15 protein-coding genes are annotated in these 19,526 nt (G+C 41.1%); 1 reads left to right on the forward strand and 14 read right to left on the reverse strand.

The window, feature by feature from the left end; translation table 11 throughout:
- Window positions 1-7: 7 nt before the first annotated feature.
- Complete coding sequence (locus tag FNT16_RS07335) at window positions 8-955, forward strand: 1-aminocyclopropane-1-carboxylate deaminase/D-cysteine desulfhydrase (RefSeq protein ID WP_143870977.1); 948 nt, start codon at window positions 8-10, stop codon at window positions 953-955.
- Here FNT16_RS07335 and FNT16_RS07340 read toward each other — a convergent pair.
- The 14 genes from FNT16_RS07340 to FNT16_RS07405 all read right to left on the reverse strand — a co-directional run bounded on the left by FNT16_RS07340 (window position 909) and on the right by FNT16_RS07405 (window position 19,396).
- Window positions 909-2,795: an EAL domain-containing protein gene (locus FNT16_RS07340; protein WP_143870978.1), complete on the reverse strand. Its 1,887-nt coding sequence runs from the start codon at window positions 2,793-2,795 to the stop codon at window positions 909-911. The two genes, FNT16_RS07335 and FNT16_RS07340, sit on opposite strands and share 47 nt — an antisense overlap.
- A 139-nt stretch (window positions 2,796-2,934) precedes the next feature.
- A complete protein-coding gene (gene ilvA, locus FNT16_RS07345) occupies window positions 2,935-4,491 on the reverse strand; it encodes a threonine ammonia-lyase, biosynthetic (RefSeq protein WP_143870979.1) in 1,557 nt (518 codons plus the stop codon).
- A gap of 7 nt (window positions 4,492-4,498) precedes the next feature.
- On the reverse strand, window positions 4,499-6,340 hold the full coding sequence (gene ilvD / locus FNT16_RS07350) for a dihydroxy-acid dehydratase (protein ID WP_143870980.1): 1,842 nt from the start codon (window positions 6,338-6,340) through the stop codon (window positions 4,499-4,501).
- A 222-nt stretch (window positions 6,341-6,562) separates the two neighbouring features.
- Window positions 6,563-7,492, reverse strand: a complete 930-nt coding sequence (locus FNT16_RS07355) for a branched-chain amino acid transaminase (RefSeq protein WP_143870981.1) — start codon at window positions 7,490-7,492, stop codon at window positions 6,563-6,565.
- Window positions 7,493-7,508: 16 nt separating this feature from the next.
- Window positions 7,509-7,778: an acetolactate synthase 2 small subunit gene (gene ilvM, locus FNT16_RS07360; protein WP_143870982.1), complete on the reverse strand. Its 270-nt coding sequence runs from the start codon at window positions 7,776-7,778 to the stop codon at window positions 7,509-7,511.
- Window positions 7,775-9,424, reverse strand: coding sequence for an acetolactate synthase 2 catalytic subunit (ilvG, locus tag FNT16_RS07365; RefSeq protein WP_143870983.1), 1,650 nt, complete (start codon window positions 9,422-9,424; stop codon window positions 7,775-7,777). Before ilvG ends, ilvM begins: the two co-directional genes overlap by 4 nt.
- 553 nt (window positions 9,425-9,977) lie before the next feature.
- Window positions 9,978-10,367 (reverse strand): hypothetical protein, encoded by a 390-nt coding sequence (locus tag FNT16_RS07370; protein ID WP_143870984.1) that lies wholly within the window; start codon window positions 10,365-10,367, stop codon window positions 9,978-9,980.
- A 288-nt stretch (window positions 10,368-10,655) separates the two neighbouring features.
- Window positions 10,656-11,806, reverse strand: a protein-coding gene (locus tag FNT16_RS07375) for an IS3 family transposase (protein WP_143870985.1) whose coding sequence is annotated in 2 segments (ribosomal slippage) — window positions 10,656-11,563 and window positions 11,563-11,806 — 1,152 coding nt in all. Because the reading frame shifts where the segments join, the coding sequence is not laid out codon by codon here.
- Between the two features lie 70 nt (window positions 11,807-11,876).
- Window positions 11,877-12,137 carry a hypothetical protein gene (locus FNT16_RS07380; protein ID WP_143870986.1) on the reverse strand — a complete coding sequence of 87 codons (261 nt, stop codon included), beginning with the start codon at window positions 12,135-12,137 and terminating at the stop codon, window positions 11,877-11,879.
- Window positions 12,128-12,808: an RHS repeat-associated core domain-containing protein gene (locus FNT16_RS20985; RefSeq protein ID WP_281281900.1), complete on the reverse strand. Its 681-nt coding sequence runs from the start codon at window positions 12,806-12,808 to the stop codon at window positions 12,128-12,130. The genes FNT16_RS07380 and FNT16_RS20985 overlap by 10 nt, the downstream gene beginning before the upstream one ends.
- A 60-nt stretch (window positions 12,809-12,868) precedes the next feature.
- Window positions 12,869-13,288 carry a hypothetical protein gene (locus FNT16_RS07390; RefSeq protein WP_143870988.1) on the reverse strand — a complete coding sequence of 140 codons (420 nt, stop codon included), beginning with the start codon at window positions 13,286-13,288 and terminating at the stop codon, window positions 12,869-12,871.
- Between the two features lie 280 nt (window positions 13,289-13,568).
- Entirely contained in the window at window positions 13,569-18,011 is a 4,443-nt protein-coding gene (locus FNT16_RS07395) for an RHS repeat-associated core domain-containing protein (RefSeq protein ID WP_143870989.1), read from the reverse strand.
- 103 nt (window positions 18,012-18,114) lie between these two features.
- On the reverse strand, window positions 18,115-19,041 hold the full coding sequence (locus tag FNT16_RS07400; protein WP_143870990.1) for a hypothetical protein: 927 nt from the start codon (window positions 19,039-19,041) through the stop codon (window positions 18,115-18,117).
- Window positions 19,034-19,396, reverse strand: coding sequence for a hypothetical protein (locus FNT16_RS07405; RefSeq protein WP_143870991.1), 363 nt, complete (start codon window positions 19,394-19,396; stop codon window positions 19,034-19,036). Before FNT16_RS07405 ends, FNT16_RS07400 begins: the two co-directional genes overlap by 8 nt.
- Window positions 19,397-19,526 lie beyond the last annotated feature (130 nt).

Raw genomic sequence — 19,526 nt, forward strand, 5'->3', positions numbered from 1 at the left:
CCATATCATGCCATTAGAAAAGCTTGTTTTACCCAGCCCGCTACAAAAGTTAGATGATCAAAGGTTCGTTGAAAAATCTGTTGAGGTTTACCTAAAACGAGATGATTTAATTCATCCTGTGATTTCGGGCAATAAATGGCGCAAACTTAAATATTTTATTGCGCAGCATGACAGCCATCTTGGTGTTTTGAGTTTTGGCGGGGCGTTCAGTAATCATCTGGTTGCATTGGCGTATGCTTGCAACCAGCGAGGTATCCCGAGTGTCGGTATTGTTCGGGGGGAGCGCTCATCTGAGCAAAATAGCACGCTCTCGTATTGTCAAAAATTAGGTATGCAATTACATTTTGCCGATCGGCAAACGTATAAAAAGCGTAATCAAGTAGACTATTGGCGTGAATTACAGGCGGTTTATCCAAATTATGTAATTTTACCTGAAGGTGGTCGAACAAAAGAAGCGCTTTTAGGTGTTGGCGAAATAATAACTGAAGTGCCGCTTGAATTTACGCATATTGTCTGCCCTGTTGGTAGTGGCACGACTTTGGCAGGGTTGGCTGCCAAAGTGCAATATCATCAACAGGTGATCGGCGTTGCAGCATTAGCAAAGGCGGATTACTTACGTGCGGAAGTTGAGCAATTACTGATGTTGCAAGATAAAGATAAAAATAATTGGCAGCTCATGACTGATTTTCATCTAGGTGGTTTTGCTAAATCTTCCCCCGATTTACTAAGCTATATTCAACGGTTTTATCAGCTTCATCAAGTAACGCTTGATCCCATATATACAGGGAAGATGTGTATGGCATTTGAAAAAATGTTGCTTGCGGACAAATTTCCACCGGGTAGCAAAATTATTTTACTACATACCGGTGGCTTGCAAGGTTGGCATGGTTTTAAACAAATGAAACGTGTTAATGATGATTATCTGGCATCAATAAATTGGCTTCCGGCGGATTAAAAAACTCGCCTTGTGCACCGGACACATTAAGTCGCTTTAAGGTTTGCCATTCGGCTTCTGTTTCTAAGCCAAATGCGAAAATTTTAATGGAAGTCGAAGCGCAGGTTCCCTGCAGACTGCGAATAAAGAGTTGGTTTTCACTTTTGCTTTGAATGTTGCGAACGATGCTTGCATGTAATTTTAAATAAGATACTGGGTGCGCTTTTATATAATCGGAGCTAATCACGTATTGACCGACCTGATCAACTAAAATACGCACATTAATTTTGTCCAGTTGTTGTAAAAACAATGAAAGTTCGTCTGAATGGGATACCAGAATATGCTCAGTAATTTCAATTATCAGACGCTTCGCGTGCTCTGGCTGTTCAGCCAACTTCGCTAAAAACCAAGCTTTGAATTCTTTATCTGTAATTGAATCGGCACTTAAATTTACGCTGCAGGCGACCTGACTATTATTATCTTGCTCAAACAAGCGAAATAATTTACTGATAACTTGCTTATCTATTTGCTTAACCAAACCGCATTTATGTGCCATTGGCATAAACAAACCCGCTTTTAATATTTTTCCGTCGTTGTCGCGCATACGTACCAAAACTTCCTGATGGTGTGTTTGCCGGGGTTGAGTTTGCATCACTGATTGAAAGTACAATATTAGACCTTGTTGCATTAAGGTTTTTTCTATCAATGTACGCCACTGCAAAGAACCCATAGTCATAGTTTTTGCCCGATCCGTTTCTTGGTACATAAACCAGTTTGAGCTGCCTTGTAACTGTGCAGAGCGCAGTGCCATATCCGCTTCTAGTAGTACTTGTGTCAGTTGATCACCACTTTTAAAGGTGGCGACACCGATATGATAAAAGCTATCAGGGTCTAACGGCGCGGGTACCCTAATGTGTGAGAGTGAGCGCAATAAGTGTTTACAGAGCTGTTCCAAATCTCGCAGCGGCACATTGGTCAGCAGAACAGCAAAATCATGTCTTGAATAGCGGGCGAAGATTGCATCTGGGAATCGTTTGAGGCTTTGTCCAACGATTTGGCTGAACTGGCCGATCAGTTCTTGTGCTGCAGTGGCGTCTTTTTCTTCTAGTCGTTCGAAATCGTTCAATCTAATGCCAATCACTGAACCTTGCTCAACTTGCTCTTCTATATTGAGCAGCGCTTCCAAACGGTTTTCAAAAAATACTCGATTGCCGATGCCCGTTTGTGGATCTAAAAAGGTTTGGACCCGAATAAATTTGTCTACTTTATTTTGTTCTTGCCTAGCTTGAGTTAGTTCATCAAGCAGGTTTTCAAGTATATCAAAAATGGTTTCATTTTTAGGGTGTGACTCTGGTCTGCGTCCTTGATATAAGCGGCGAGCTTTGCGCTCTAGTGAAAAGACTCTTTGTTCTGTTTTGTGGCCAGCAAACCAAACTGCGAGCATAGCAATTAACCAAAAGGAACATAATGCGCTGGTCAGCAAAATGATGTGTCGGCCACTAAGCACCAAATAACGGATTTGTACTGCTTGACCATTAGACAATTGGTGTTTAGAACTCAGTCGAGTCCAGTTCAGCCAGACATTTGGCCGGATAGGGATATTTATCCCCGTATTGGGATAATAAATATCGATAATGCCATTATGTTTTGCCAGTAAGCTGACGATGCTTTGTTGCTCAGTATTGTCGGCGGTATGGCTTAGGGTAAACAGCACTTGCTCTGCATGCTGCTCACTGATTTTAGCAATCGTATAACCCCAAACAGATACACTAAAAAGCACAAACCCGGTGATTGCGTAAGCGAGACGATGTTGCCAGGCGTGTAAAGTGCGGGCAAATGTTTTAAGAGGTAGTGTGGTCATCTTTTCCCTGATTTTTTGTACAAATGACACTATTAATGTAGAAGAAAACGCCGAATAATCAAAATAGTTTGTGCCAGCAGGGGAGAGGACCAGCTGAATCTCCCCTAGACATATGATGCATAGGGGAGTGATTAGAATATTAGCTTTTCAAGAAAAAACTATAAGCAGGGTTGCTTGTTTCGTCTTTGTATTGATAGCCAATCTGATCTAGATGTTGATAAAAATCATCCAATTCATTTTCGGGTACATCAAACCCGGCCAATACCATACCACTTGCCGCGCTATGGTTTCGGTAGTGAAACAAGGTGATGTTCCATTGCATGCCCAAAGTGTTCAGGAAGCTCATTAACGCACCTGGATACTCAGGAAATACAAAACTGAACAGTCTTTCGTTGGCTAAGTTTTGTACTCTGCCTCCGACCATGTGTCTGACATGAAGTTTAGCGACCTCATTGTCGGTTAAATCAAACCAGTCGATATTATGTTGATTTAACTCCGCTAACACTTCCTGCAATTCTGCTTCACTGCGACGCAGTTTTAAACCGACATAAATATGTGCGCTTTCTGTCGGCGCGTAACGATAGTTAAACTCGGTTATAGTGCGGCCACCTAAAATTTCGCAGAAGTTGCGGAATGCGCCTTTTTCTTCAGGAATCGTCGCGGCAATAATAGCTTCTTTTTTCTCACCCAGTTCTGCTCTTTCTGAAACATATCTGAGTGTATGAAAATTGATGTTTGCGCCACACAATATGCCGGCAATCTGTAGCTTTTTCTCAGGTTTATTAAGGTTAAGCCATTTTTTTATGCCCGCAACTGACAAGGCACCAGCAGGTTCAGCTATCGCTCGCGTATCGTCAAATGTGTCTTTAATGGCAGCACAAATTTCATCACTGGAGACAGTGATTACATCATCTACGTATTGCTGGCATAACCTAAAGGTTTCTTCACCAATAATACGGACGGCGACACCATCGGCAAATATGCCGACTTTATCTAATGGTTCTCGCTGACCGCTGTCCAGTGCTTTTTTAAGACAGGCGGACTCGTCTGACTCAACTGCAATAATTTTAACATTAGGTTTTAACTGTTTTAGATAAACAGCAATGCCTGCAGCCAAACCGCCCCCACCAACAGCAACAAAGACCATGTCTAAATCGCGTTTAGCATCAAACAGCTCTTTGGCAATGGTACCTTGGCCGGCAATAACATCTTGATCATCGAAGGGCGGCACATAGGTATAACCGTTTTCTGCAGCCAGTTTTTGCGCATGTCCACTGGCAACATCAAAGCTGCGACCAATTAATATGATATCAACCCATTCACCACCAAAATTTCGAACCGCATCTACTTTAATATCCGGCGTCGTTTCTGGCATCACGATAGTTGCTTTAACTTGCATTTTATTGGCAGATAAAGCCACGCCTTGCGCATGGTTGCCTGCTGATGCGGTAATTACACCACGCTGTTTCGCATCGGCAGACAAGTTGGCAATTTTGTTGTAAGCACCACGCAGTTTAAATGATTTGACCGGTTGCTGGTCTTCTCGTTTAAGCCAAACGTCGTGTTGCAATCTGTCTGATAGCGACCCCATATAATTGAGGTCGGTATTTTTCGCGACATCATAAACAGGGGCGACCAATATTTTGCGCAGGTATTCCTGCGCACTTGGATGCTGAGCTGTTTTGTCTTCACTCATAATTGATTTAATCTTCTAATTTGCTGCGATCGCGCACCGCACCTTTATCGGCACTGGTTGCAAACATAGCGAAAGTTTTCAACGCAAATGATACTTCACGCTGACGGTCAACTGGTTTCCAGCCTTTTTTATCTTGTTCAACCCGGCGAGTTGCAAGTTCTTCGGCATCTACTTTTAAATCGATTGTACGATTTGGGATGTCGATGGCGATAATATCACCGTCTTTGACTAAACCGATTGTGCCGCCACTGGCTGCTTCAGGCGATACGTGACCGATTGACAAACCCGATGTCCCACCAGAAAAACGACCATCTGTGATGAGTGCACATTGCTTACCTAAACCTTTTGATTTTAAGAAGGTTGTTGGATATAACATTTCTTGCATGCCCGGACCACCTTTTGGTCCTTCGTAACGTATAACAACGACATCACCGGCTTTAACTTTGTCACCTAGAATACCTTCAACAGCATCTTCCTGACTTTCAAAGACTACAGCAGGACCACTGAATTTAAGAATTTCTTCGTCGACACCGGCGGTTTTAACAATACAACCATCGATTGCGATATTCCCTTCTAATACCGCTAAACCACCGTCTTGGCTATAAGCATGTTCTTTGCTACGAATACAACCATTTTGGCGATCGTCATCCAGCGATGGCCAACGGCAATCTTGTGAGAAGGCTTTAGTTGTTCGAATACCGGCAGGTCCGGCAGAAAAGAAGGTTTTAACCGCTTCATCTTCAGTGACCATGATGTCCCATTTCGCCAGTACATCGGGTAGTTTGCCACCTAAAATGTGGTTTACATTACGGTTAATTAAACCGGCGCGGTCTAATTCTCCTAATAAGCCCATAACACCGCCGGCTCTGTGTACATCTTCCATATGATACTTTTGTGTAGCAGGCGCTACTTTACTCAAGTTAGGCACTCGGCGAGACATTTGATCGATGGCGTTCATGTCAAAATCAACTCCACCTTCCTGTGCTGCGGCTAGTAGGTGCAATACAGTGTTGGTTGAACCCCCCATTGCAATATCTAATGCCATTGCATTTTCAAACGCTTCGCGTGTTGCAATATTGCGCGGTAAAATAGAGTCATCATCTTCAAAGTAATACTGTTTACATAACTCAACAATACGGCTACCGGCTTGTTTAAATAAACGTTCGCGATCGGCATGTGTGGCTAATAATGAACCGTTACCCGGTAGTGATAATCCCAATGCTTCAGTTAAACAGTTCATTGAGTTCGCGGTAAACATACCAGAACATGAACCACATGTTGGGCAGGCAGAACGTTCTACTTCATCACTTTGTTCATCTGAAACGGTTGGATCAGCGCCTTGAATCATTGCATCGACTAAATCGAGTTTGATGATTTGATCAGACAGTTTAGTTTTACCCGCTTCCATCGGGCCACCTGAAACAAAAACGACAGGAACATTCAGGCGCATCGCAGCCATTAACATACCTGGGGTGATCTTGTCACAGTTAGAAATACAAACAATTGCATCCGCACAGTGTGCGTTGACCATGTATTCAACTGAATCGGCAATTAAATCGCGTGATGGCAAGCTGTATAACATACCACCGTGACCCATTGCGATACCGTCATCCACGGCAATAGTGTTAAATTCTTTGGCGACACCACCTGCGGCTTCGATACTACGAGCCACTAATTGGCCCATGTCTTTTAAATGTACATGACCCGGTACAAATTGGGTAAAAGAGTTGGCGACTGCAATAATCGGTTTGCTAAAATCTTCATCTTTCATGCCGGTCGCACGCCATAGTGCACGAGCACCCGCCATATTACGGCCTTGGGTTGTTGTTGCTGATCTAAGTTTTGGCATAATCGTCTCCAATTCTATGTCTTTTTTGCATTTCTTTTGAAATGCAAAAGCAGGCGAGTGCCTGCTTTTCTCAAATTTAATAATAATTAACGAGTCGCTAGAATTCTCTAGCTGTATTTTGAGGGACACCTCTCATCTTTGTATAACTTAGACATGTCCTAACCTCGTTTGTTCTTGTACTAGCAATGTATTAGTAATGTATTAGTATTTAAACGCTTGCTATTAATCGTTGATATAACTCAACCAGCCCCACTTATCTTCTGTAGTGCCATTAAATAAACCAAAATAGGCTTTTTGAATCGCTTCAGTGATTGGGCCACGCGTACCATCACCTACTTTTATTTGGTCGACGCTGCGCACAGGTACAACTTCTGCTGCTGTACCACACATAAAGACTTCATCTGCTAAATATAAAGCTTCACGTGGCATTGCTTGTTCATTAACTGTGTAGCCCATTTCTTTTGCAAGCGTCATAATTGTACTGCGTGTAATACCCGGCAATATGCCGCTGGTTAATGGTGGCGTGTTGATAACTCCGTCACGAATAACAAATATGTTCTCACCTGCACCTTCTGAAATGCAACCATTGCTATCTAAGCCTATACCTTCTACATAACCATGACGTTTGGCTTCAGTGGTAATTAAGATAGAAGAAAGATAGTTACCGCCGGCCTTGGCGCCCGTTGGCATAGTATTAGGTGCAAGACGGTTCCAAGAAGTAATTGCCGCATCTACACCTTGCTCTAAACTTTCTTCACCTAAATACGAACCCCAGTTTAATGCAATAATAGAGGTCTCTAATGGTACCTTAGGTGGATTTAAACCTAGGTTATGTGCACCCATAAAGGCAAACGGTCTTAAATAAGCGCTTTTTAAGTTGTTGTCTTTGACAATGTCTTTACAGCCTTGGTTAATCTCTTCCGCTGTAAATGGAATTTCAAAGCGATATATTTTAGCGGAATCAAATAAACGACGCGTGTGTTCCTGCAAACGGAAAATTGCAGGCCCTTTTGGGGTGTCGTAACAACGTACGCCTTCAAACACAGAAGAACCATAATGAATTGCATGGCAAACAATATGCACAGTTGCTTCTTGCCATGGGATGATTTTGCCGTTGTACCAAATTAATTCTGGAAAATTTGTATTGCTCATTATTCGTTATCCTGAGTTATGCGTTCATTGCTACGGCTGATTCGTTCATGCCTTGAGTTTGACAGAGCTCTAGCTGCGAAACATCGTATAATTTTTTAAGTTGATTCTCTAAATTGCTAATCGGGCGTTCACCGCTTACCGTTAACTTGATAGAAAGCGTATTGCTTGTTGTGCAATTATTCATTTCGACGCTGTTTAAAGCAAAACCACGATGGCGGACGACGCGTAACACACGTTCCATAACTTCTGGTCGAGACTGAGCGGTTAAATTGATAGTGTGTGTCATGTGTTGTTACCCTCCAACATATCGTCGTTTGCTTTACCCGGCGGCACTAATGGCCATACATTTTCTTTGTCGTCAATTTGTACATGTAACAGGAAAGGACCGTCACTGTTAATCATGGTTTGCAGTGCGTTATCGACCTGATCTGCTTTATCTATAGACAAAGCTGGAATATCAAATGCTTTGGCTAAGGTTACAAAATCTGGATTATCGCTTAAATTTGTCTCAGAGTAACGCTCTTCAAAAAATAATTCTTGCCATTGTTTAACCATGCCTAATCGCTGGTTGTCTAACAGAACAATTTTAACCGGCAAATTAAAGCGTTTAATGGTACCTAGTTCTTGAACATTCATCATAAAAGAACCGTCACCAGACACCACCACAGATACACTGTCAGGTCGAGCAACCTGAGCACCAATGGCGACTGGCAAACCAAATCCCATGGTACCTGCACCACCGCTGGATAAGTGATTACGTGGTGAGGTAAATAACATATGCTGTGCGACCCACATTTGATGCTGGCCTACATCACAACTGACCACATGATCGTGCGGTAAAGTTTTACTCAGTTGATTTAATAACCGCGGTGCATAAATTTGTTCACCCGGATAATCATAACGCCATGCGTATTCTGCAATTAATCCACTGGCGCGCGCTAACCACTCCGGCGTATGCGGCGCAACTTTTAACTCGGGCAATAATTTTTTAAAGTTCGCTAAAATAGACACATCTGCTTTACGTAATTTGCTAATTTCTGCCGGATCAATGTCTAAATGAATGACTTTAGCATGTGGTGCAAAAGTATCTAGTTTACCTGTTACCCTGTCATCAAAACGTGCACCGGTACAAATTAACAAATCACATTCTTGTACTGCAAGGTTTGCCGCTTGATTACCGTGCATACCAACAAACCCCAAATTGTAAGGGTATTCAGTGGGCACTGTACCTAACGCTTTTAAGGTGGAAATCGCTGGAATTTGTGTATATTCCAGTAAGTCCTGCATTTCGTTGATGGCATCTGCTGCGCCAACGCCGCCACCAACATAAAATAACGGTTTTTGCGCCGCACCAATCATATCGCGGGCTTGCGCAATGTCATCTTGTGAAGGGGTTGGAAATTCCCGCTGCGCAATAGGGTAAGGTTCAAAGTCGACACTGCCAATTTGGATATCTTTAGGAATATCAACCAATACAGGGCCGGGACGACCTGATTGTGCCAATTCAAAAGCTTGGTGTAACACATCGGCTAATTCATCTAAACTTTGTACTAAAAAGCTATGTTTGGTGATAGACAGCGACATACCTAATACGTCCATTTCCTGAAACGCATCAGTGCCGATCAGACTGCTGAAAACCTGACCAGTGATAGCAACAACGGGTACAGAATCCATCATTGCATCGGCTAAGCCTGTGACTAAATTTGTCGCCCCAGGGCCTGATGTTGCCATACAAACACCGACTGTGCCGGTTGAGCGTGCATAGCCAATCGCTGAGAAGGCGGCGCCTTGTTCATGGCGACATAAAAAATGCTGCACGTCTGAATCGTAGAGCGCATCGTAGATTGGCATAATGGCTCCACCCGGATAACCAAAAATATGTTTAATGCCATGCTGTTGTAAAACTTTTAAAACCAGTTCAGCGCCGGTCATAACTTACCCTTTATCTGTCGTTTATGACTTAAAACAAAAAACCCCCGAATCTTGCGACGCGGGGGTTGTGTTTAGCCAGTTTTATTATAATTAAACCGAGCCATCTCCCCGCGATGAAGTGAGTAGCACCACCACGCTGACGACAACTAATTCAATTATAATACGGAAATTCATCTTAAATTCGGACCTGCAAAAAGTTAATTTGCTTCAGAGGGTGTATAAATAGCATACAATCGGCTATGAGACAAGGATTAATCTGGCTTTGCTGGTTTTTTGTACCATCATTTTAAAAATGTTAAACGCCTTATTCTCTTTTTTATTGAAACCCAATTGATCTATAAGAAGCACTCAACAACTATAATAGCAATTTGGCCGAGTTGAAAATTGTTATGATTGTAATTTATCTCACTTCCATCGAACGATCCCGCGATTTTTACCAAATCACCACCATCTTTAAACTTATGATTATTATCAATAGTTTTGCAAAAACAGGCATAAAAAAGTCTCAACTGGCGAGGCTTTATGTTTTAGCTATTCAGCCCTGAAAGAGACCTTAATCGCCACTTGCATTGTTAATTGAACGTTCCACCTTAATAGCCGTCCGAATAAAATAAACAAACAGGATTCCACCAACAAAAGAACTTAAACATAATAGTGCCATATAAAATTGAAGATTATCTATATGTGTTTTGGAGACATCAAGTACATCAATTAAGGACTCAATTCGCATTATCGCTACAGAACCATCATCTTTATATCCCAACATCTTAAATAAAGCTTTGTCTTGCTCTATTTCCTCGGGATTAGATAATTTGTACAAATGTTCTAAAATTTCTTTGCTTTGAATATATACTTTAAATGCTAATAAAGAACAAAACAAAACTGAAGATAAAGCCAAAAAGCATATAACATTCGTATTCTTATCTTTAAACCCAATCTTCATTAGTCCTCCTTATTGCGAATAGTGTTGTGCCCTAATCAGTTCAAACCATTGTTCTCGAGTACGTTGTGGCATATCTAATCTCCAAAATAAATTGAGCGATTAGATTAGTTCGGTTGTAAACTGATTAAAATGTGTGGTTTAGCCGACGGTTACGTTATTTTCGTAAACAACACAAACGAAAAGCCAGCAGCGCTGGCTTTTGGTATCAACATCTTAATAAACTAATTTTAGTGCCACTATAAATTTAAAAGATCAAACTGATCTGATCCGCTAACTCTGGACACTTAACTAAGCATTATTTTTCAATTCAAAATTCTCTGGGCTTAAATAGCCGAGTGAACTATGCCTTCTTGTTTTGTTATAATCAACTTCAATGTACTCAAAAACAGCTTGTTTCATGGTTTCGCGGTCCATGATTGGCTCGTACTGAATAGCTTCAACCTTCAGTGAATGGAAGAAACTCTCTGCACAAGCGTTGTCCCAGCAGCAAGCTTTGCGGCTCATGCTTTGGATAAGCTGATGTTTTTTAATCAGATCTCGATACGCATGAGAACAATACTGGCTGCCCCTATCACTATGAACGATTACTTTTTTTGGAAAACCACGACGATACAGCGCCATAGTCAACGCGTCACAAGCCAACTGAGCCGTCATTCGATTACTCATCGACCAGCCAATGACAGTACGTGAATACAAATCGATAATCACTGCCAGATATAGCCAGCCTTCACTTGTCATCAGATAGGTGATATCACCGACCCATTTTTGGTTAGGGCCTGTGGCATCGAAGTTCTGCTCCAACAGGTTTGGCGCTACAGGAAGCTGGTGATCGCTGTCAGTGGTTGTCTTGAATTTACGTGCTGCTTTTGCCACTAAATTTTGTCTACTCATGCTGTTCATAATCGTTTTTAAATCTGCGTAATTCCCATCTTCCGCGAGGTCGACTTGAATACGTCGAGCGCCCGAGCGTTCTTTGCTCTGGACAAAAAGAGCTTTGATTTGCTCATCACGGCTTTGCTGTTTGAGTAATCGCGCACTCGGCTCTTTGCTTGACTTTCGCCACGCATAATACCCACTTCGCGTCACACCAAGCACAGTCGCCATTGACTTTAGGCGAAACTGGTGCTGATGTTCTAGCATAAATTCGAATCGGCTTATTTTTGATTCTTCGCGAAGTAGGTGGCCGCCTTTTTTAGGATGGCTAAATCCTCGGCTTGATCAGCCAATTGGCGTTTTAACTTAGCAACTTCAGCTGCAAGCTCGGATTCGCGTTGGCTTATTGTGGACTTTTTCACAGTGGCAGTTCGCCAGCTATAGAGTTGCGATTCATAGATTTTAAGTTGCCTAGCCGCTTCAGCAACACCAACTCGTTCGGCTAGTTTCAGGGCTTCTGCTTTAAATTCAGCGGTGTAAGTCTTGCGGATCTTTTTAGTTGTCATATTCACCTCGTTAAGTCATTTTACTCACTTAGCGTGGTGTCCAAAAGTATTGGATCAGATCAAACTGACACTAATCGAAATAGCAGAATTTTCCGTGTTCGATTGCGTAAACCTCAGATGTTTTAATCTGCAATACCTTTTTATTACTATCGTAATTATTATCGTAGCAATTTGGCATATGCTCTTTCATTTTCAAGAAAGCATCATAAGAAGCGTTCAATTTACCAACGGATAGCCCTTGTTCGTAATACGATTTTTTTGTCACAAAATAAGTAATTGATGATGCAGCAAGTAGCAATATCCCAAAAACTAACAATTTAATTAGTTGCATGAACACCTCCTAATAACAGAGTTCTGACCCTGCCTGAATCCCCAATCGTTTTCAACAAGACCAGATGGTGAAGCAGAAATGGTCGTGCTTGAGCTTGTTGCAATTCCGACATGACCACCAAATGCAACGAGGTCTCCCACTTGAGCTGGGCCACTAACCACAGGCCAACCTGAAAGGGCATAGCTCTGATCAGATAGACTTTGTGCTCCTGGAGGGAAACGTCCGAATAAGGCTGACAACCAGCTACCACCAACATTTGGCAACTTATAACCAGATGACTCATATGAAGTATCTGCATACAGGTTACATTTATAAGTTCCTTTCCCAAAAGAACTATTAACATCGCTGCGATCTGCGCTCTTACTCCAGTCTCTGCTATCATTTCGAGCATTGCTTAATAAAGTGCTTGGTAAGCCACATGGGCATAAGCCACTTGGGTCTATGAAACTTATCGGATTCCCCCCAACATAAGCATACGTATTTATCCCACCAGCCAACCCAATTGGGTCACTGGTGATATATCGTCCCGTTTCTGCGTCGTAATATCGATTGATGTTGTACCAAAGGCCACTTTCTTTATCATAATACTGGCCCGGAAAACCAATATTAAACTCACCAATACTACTAAATGCCACGCTGCGGTCAAAAGCATTCAATTTGGCGCGCCACACAATATTTTCCTTGGCAAAAAGCATGACGTTATTTTCGTAAACAACAAAATAATTTGACCATCACATTTTCGTTCCTAAGTTTCTCTTTTTAAACTCTTCAGCAGCGCTTGTAACATAAGACATTACTAAAATCCCCCCTTCTAATAAAGATATAAAGTAGCCTAAAGCTGTATCTAAAAAAGCTGAGGCAGAGTATCCCAATCCGAAAGAACCTACGGTCAAATTACAAATAATAAGTATAACAAATCCAACTCTTGCACTATTAAAAAAGCTATATAACCCAAAACAGCAAACAAGATACAAACATGGAATTACATAATTAAAACTTTCAGGGAGGGGGAGTTGCGCCTCAAGTCCAGCCAATCCAAGAAAAGATACTGTTTGTTCACGATATAGGTAAGGCCATGCTAACGGGAGAAATATATAGGTTGTATAAATGATGATTAAGAATAAAACTGCTTTTTTATAAGCTTGAATCATTACTTTTTTCCTTTTTTTGTTTTTTTGTTTTTAACTTTGAAGTGTTTATCAATTAAATAATTGCAAACAATCATCAATATAATACTCATAAAAATGAAACTTCCTAGTAGCGAAAAACTACCAAACATAAACTCATTTTTTGAGTAGGTACTGCTATTGTTTCCCGAAAATACTTCTAAAGCTAAGACAATATATAGTCCAAGGAAGAATATCGTAACAATTGCGAAACCAATTTTTCTAATCATGATAAAGCCATTTAATTAATTTAATTGATTAGCTACTATTGATAGTAGTTTTTGCAAGTACAACCTTTTGCTGCAGTGCCAGTTAAATCATCTGTACCGTTGCCATCTAGATCATAGGTAGTACATTGGTTTGATCCTGTGGGCTTATTCTCAATAGGTCCCAATTTACTAATTGGGACTGAATCACAATAACAAGTTTTAAACTGCTTCAACCCATCAGCTTGATATAGCTCCTGTGCCATTTGTGATTGCTTGAAAGCTCTTGCGAGTGCATCTCGATTAGCATTCCAATGCTCTATCTGATTGTGGTGAGTCCAACCTGTATCTCTCGACGGCCAAGCTGACTCTCGACCCGGCGTAACAAAATTTGGACGAGCAGGTATCCCTCTTAGTCCATCAGTGTCAATCCAAGTAACAGGATTACCACCAACATACGTATATGTATTGATCCCACCAGCCAACCCAATTGGGTCACTGGTGATATATCGTCCCGTTTCTGGGTCGTAATAACGATTAATGTTATACCAAAGGCCACTTTCTTTATCATAATACTGGCCCGGAAAACCAATATTAAACTCACCAATACTACTAAATGCCACGCTGCGGTCAAAAGCATTCAATTTGGCGCGCCACACAATATTTTTTGCACCATTAGTGATAAACTCTGGACGGCCTAAATGGTCATTATGAACATAGTACAACTGTGAGTTTTTAACCAAGCCCACTAGTTGATTGTTAAAGTAAATATAAAATATTGATAACGTATTAGAGTTGGGCGCAGTTTCTGCCACTAATTGACCAGCGGCGTTGTACAGGTAACGTGTTGAGCCAGCATCACTCACTTTTAGCACGCGCTGGTTCTTCGCGTTGTAATAGTAAAGAACGGTATTTCCGCCTTTAGGCGTCAAAGAGGTTAGACGCCCGCGACTATCATAGCTTGCGGTGAAAGCTTTATTACCATTAAGCGTGTTGCCACTTCGACTGAGCATATTACCCAATTGGTCATACTTATATTCGCGTAATACACTGCCATTTAGGTTAGTGGTGCTATAATTTTTACGATTACTGTTTTTATCATAACCAAAATCTTCGGTTGTAGTACCACTACTGTATGTGATCAGTCTATCTGCATCATCATAGTCGAAGTAAGATTTATCATATTGATAGTATTCGATATCACTTATTAAATTGAGCTTATTTTTATAGTAGTAGTCTTTTACATACGTGTTGCCATTTTTGATTTTGGTTGTGCGGCCGTCTAAATCAAAGCTCACTTTACGAAGCTCTCCATTGCCAAAAAGAAAGTGATTTTCCGACACGTTTGGAGTCACAGTTAATAGTGCTTGCCAATTGCTGCCTATTTTTACATCAATACCATTGATTGTATCCACTTGGTTTTGGACATAGTGATAACGCAATTGCACGCCACCACTAGAGTATACGGTGCGCTTAATATTATAGTTTGAGGGAGTGTCAATGCTGTTATAGTCGACATAATTAGTGATTGTATAATTTATGCCTTTTATATTAGTGGTTTGCTCAGTTAATAAGCCCTTTGTGTTGTAGCTATAAGTTGTGTGCCCAGAGGTATCGCTAATACCACACAGCCTCCCGTTACCATTATAGCAAGCCGTTGTACTAGGCTTATCTCCATCATAATAGAATGAATCTACCAAGCTCTCGGTGCCATAAGTAAATGATGTAATGCGACCAAGTCCGTCATACAAGCTGGTTTTTGTGTTTCCACTATCGTCCGTTTGTACCCACGGCAAGCCATATTGGTTATATGTTTGGGTTGTAGTACCTGTGGTGGGGCTGATAAGTGTTGTCACTTCGCCATATCCATTTCTGTGGTATATCGTTGTTTGCCCACGCGCATCGGTTACTTGCTGTATATATCCCAATGAATCATGCAGATAACTAACAGTTTCGTTTTCAGCGTTTGTGACACTCTCAAGTTGCCCAAAATCATTGTATAGATAACTAATTTCGCGCCCTAGTGCGTCAGTTTGTGACATAAGCTGCTTCTTACTGTTGTATAGATAGTTAACTTTTTGCTCATTTACGCCATATTTGCTTTCTAATAATCCAAGTTCGTCATACTGAAGGGCACTGGAATAATATGAGAGTTGAGTAGGGGTACAGATACCCGACGTACACCCTGTTAAGCCATAGCCTACCTGTATTGTTTCTACGTTATTTAGTAAATCATAGCTATAAGAAACTGACTTACCAGCCGAATCTATACTCCCTATTAGGCGCTGGGCTGTATCATAGTAGTTGTTTAATTGGGTTACATTACCATATGTCACGCTCTTGATTTCATTGGCCGCCGTATAGGTATACGAAGTAGTACTCCAATCATTATCATTACGTTTGATACTCTTTAATCTGCCTTTAGCATCAAATGTCATGTCTCTTTTATTACCGTTTGCATCCGTGAATGTGTTGTCATTTGAATAGCCATTCGGATATGTAAAAGTCGAAACATTATCCTCTGCATCAGTCGTTTTTGTGAGTCTACCCTGTGAGTCATATTCTAGTGTCGTTGCAGCGCCTGCACCACTTGATGCATCAATGGTGATTTTACTAGGTAAATTGTTAGGGTGAAAAAGATAAGAGTATGTTGTATATCTTTCTGGCTCATATGTGTTGCTAGCATATTTAAGTGCTTTAGATTTTATTGTTCGAATACGATTCCGATATGCGGTTGAACTATCGTAAACGTAATCGTACACTAAAGCAGGAACTGACCTAGGAATTGGGCAACTAACATCGACACATAGAGCGGACTCTACTGCACCATCCCAAATGTTTACCTTCGTCAACCTATCATATTGATCCCAAATGTATTCATGCGTGACTCCTTTTTCATATTTATATTTCATATTACCATAATCTTCTGAACCAGAGGCGTCATAATATGAGTATACCGTGTATGAACCATCCTCATTCTGCTCTTGCTTAATACGACCGTCTGCACCAGTGGAGTAACTCCTTGCCGCTGCTGGGCACACGGATGTAGATGGGTGTGTAACACCTTCTAATTGCCCTTTTTCATCATAAGTATAGGTCTGCACTGCTCCCCTTGCGTTAGTAACGCTTGTAGAGAAGGAGGTATAAGTAAACGACTTTTGATTAATGCCATTTACTAAGCCACTACTGCTTACTTTACCATCGCTGTAATATTGATAATCACCCCATTGCTCTCCCCCCATTGAGATACTTGTGAGTAAATAACCAACAATACTTGTGTCCTCAGTTAAACCTTTAGCCTTATATGTGTATTCAAGCGTGTCATTTGCCAAGCTAGAGAAATGGACCGTGCTGGTGAATACTTCCGCGGCTAACTCCTGCTCAGTACCTGTATAATAATCGTCCCGCAACACATCCGCATAAATAATATTGTGACGATTAGGAAGCTTGATAGCGAGCCCTGATTCATTGAATGTAAAGGTGAGTTGTTCGCCTGAACTATGTGTCACTGATTTGAGATAATCGGCGCCTGAAACATGCTCATAATCAAACGTCCAACTGATACCATTGATATTCTCAATCTTGGAAACTTGACCGTATTTTGTAAACGTATATATCGTTCCGTTATTTGCATTGTAAGTAAAGCCACCAACAGCCGATACAGAGCCATTACTAATAGTCACTATTCGCTTGATTTGCTCGCCATCGGAACTGACCAAAGTATTTTTCTGTTCAATTGTGCCACCACCAGACGGAATAAGAGGGTAAAAGTTTTTCGCACCGTTTTGTAAATACAAGGTAATTACTTGAGGTGGTATGTCATTGGATAAAGTGCACGAGCTCGGAAAGCCCAATCCATTTTCAGCAATACAAGATGCGGTGTCTGGCAGATACGAGATACGCAACTTAGTATCTAGCATACTGTTCCAATTAGCGCCAAAAATAGAGCCGCCAAAGTAAGAGTTGGAGTTATAGTGACGTGTTATATGTAAGGGAAATTCATTTTGCCCTTTAAAGTCCGTATCCTGAATTACTTTAGTACCTGATCTAATAACTACCGGACAATCCGTCGTTGAATCTTTTTGCTTTGGCTTTGGCTTTGATTCTTCGCTCGCACCTGATTCACTATTACTCTCTTGGCCACTTTGGTCAAAATCGTCTGAATTATGTCCTAAGCTCATACTTAGTCCGTCTAACGTGTGGGAATAATCGTGTACAATTCGTTGCCTTTCGACTGTTATTACTTCAATGGGCTCTTCGGCCAACCCAAAACCAGCCCTAAACATACAGGAATGCAGTTTTTGGTTGCACGTTCTTCCGTCATCCACATAACTATCCAGATTACGACAATCTTCAGATTCCTGACGACATTGCTCTATTTTTTCTTGCGTTTCTGCATCTATCTGAGAGAGTGATTCAAAAGATATTGAGCCTAAAATACAAATAAATAGGCTTCTTGATAAGAATGGCATGCTTAAATGTTTGCCTAAAATTGACAACATAATATATTCCTTTATTAACTTTTCTAATGGAACGGTTACTATTTATATTGTTAACAGAGTATGTGCTGTGCCACTAACCCGTTAAACACTAGCAACTAAGTCTTTACTTTATTTTTATTAAGTGACCAGTAGGCTCGTACTCATAAGTAACGCTTGAAGGCTCCAAACGAATATTATCAATACCAATATCCCCTCTATAGCCGCCAACGGCAACCGCCCTAAATCTCAACTTGGCATTACTACTAGCGTGGGAAATAGGGACACTTACTTCTGACCATGGGGTTGTACTGGAGCTATGTTGCTGACCGTTTTTACTCCAAATAACGATCCATTGACTACCGTTGAAAAGCTCTAGATATAGTGTTCCTGTATTCGCACCAAACATGTGATATTGAAAGGTAATGATATCGTCAGATGAGGAAAGATTCGCACTTTGCAGTATTGCTGTGTTACCCGTGTTAAATGCATAACCGCTAGTTGTTTCAAAATATGCATAAGAATCCCCTTGCGCCGCTGAGGATGGTCCTGTACTACCAGATGGCGTACTTCCTGAATTTATATACCAATTGTAGGAACCGGTATTAGACCAACTTCCCCATCCGCTCTCGAAGTTTTCAGATAAATCGTATGCAGTTGCACCACCGGCTACTACAGATACTGAAAAGGGCAATATACTGGCAGTATCAAAGTGATAATTACCATTGGTAAAAGATTCATAGGCGGTGCTAATTTCAATTTCATATTCACCAACGGGATAATTGGTAACAGAGAAGCTTTTCTGGTTGCAATTAAGGGTTTCGTAATAATCAAATACACTACTAGAGCCAGTTTGTAGAACAGTGATCTCAAAATATACACAACCTTCTTCAGGGTTGTTGCTATGCGCATCCCACGTAATGGTAAATGCACCATTGTTAGAAATCAGGGAAACTTCGATATTGGCCGCTATTATTTGAGCTTGAGATGGGGCACTTAGAAGTGCACACACCCACACAAAACACAGGGCTATACTCGATATAAACCTATTCATTTTCTGAGGCCTCTTCGTTGATTTGGGCGACTTCTTCTACCTCTAGTTGGAAGTTTTCTATGTTTTTGTGTAAATGCTTACTGCGGCAATTTTCTATAAACTTTAAAGCCTTTTCTCTATCCATGTTGTGTTTATTTTTTCCTTCCTGGAAACACTTCTTGGATGCACTCTTGAGCAACAACATATCTTGAACACGCTTTGCTCTTTGAATTTCAGCTCTTTCCAGACCCTGATTAGCAGAAGCCGGATCGTCAGGTTTTTTAGCTAGGGTAGTGAAGGAGAATAAAGCCATTACAATACCTGCAATCATGAGAGGTAGGTATTGTCGATGTAAAGGTAAAAAATTCACGTGCATTTTAACTTTCCTTGTATGGTGGTGTGTTTTGATTTTTAATGATTGTTGTTGAGTGTTTGTTGTCGTATATTAGTCTTAAGAATCAATATCGTCAAATTTTATTTACATATGAGTGTGGAAGACCACGGCT

Source organism: Catenovulum sediminis (assembly GCF_007289895.1).
Classification (GTDB): Bacteria; Pseudomonadota; Gammaproteobacteria; order Enterobacterales; family Alteromonadaceae; genus Catenovulum; species Catenovulum sediminis.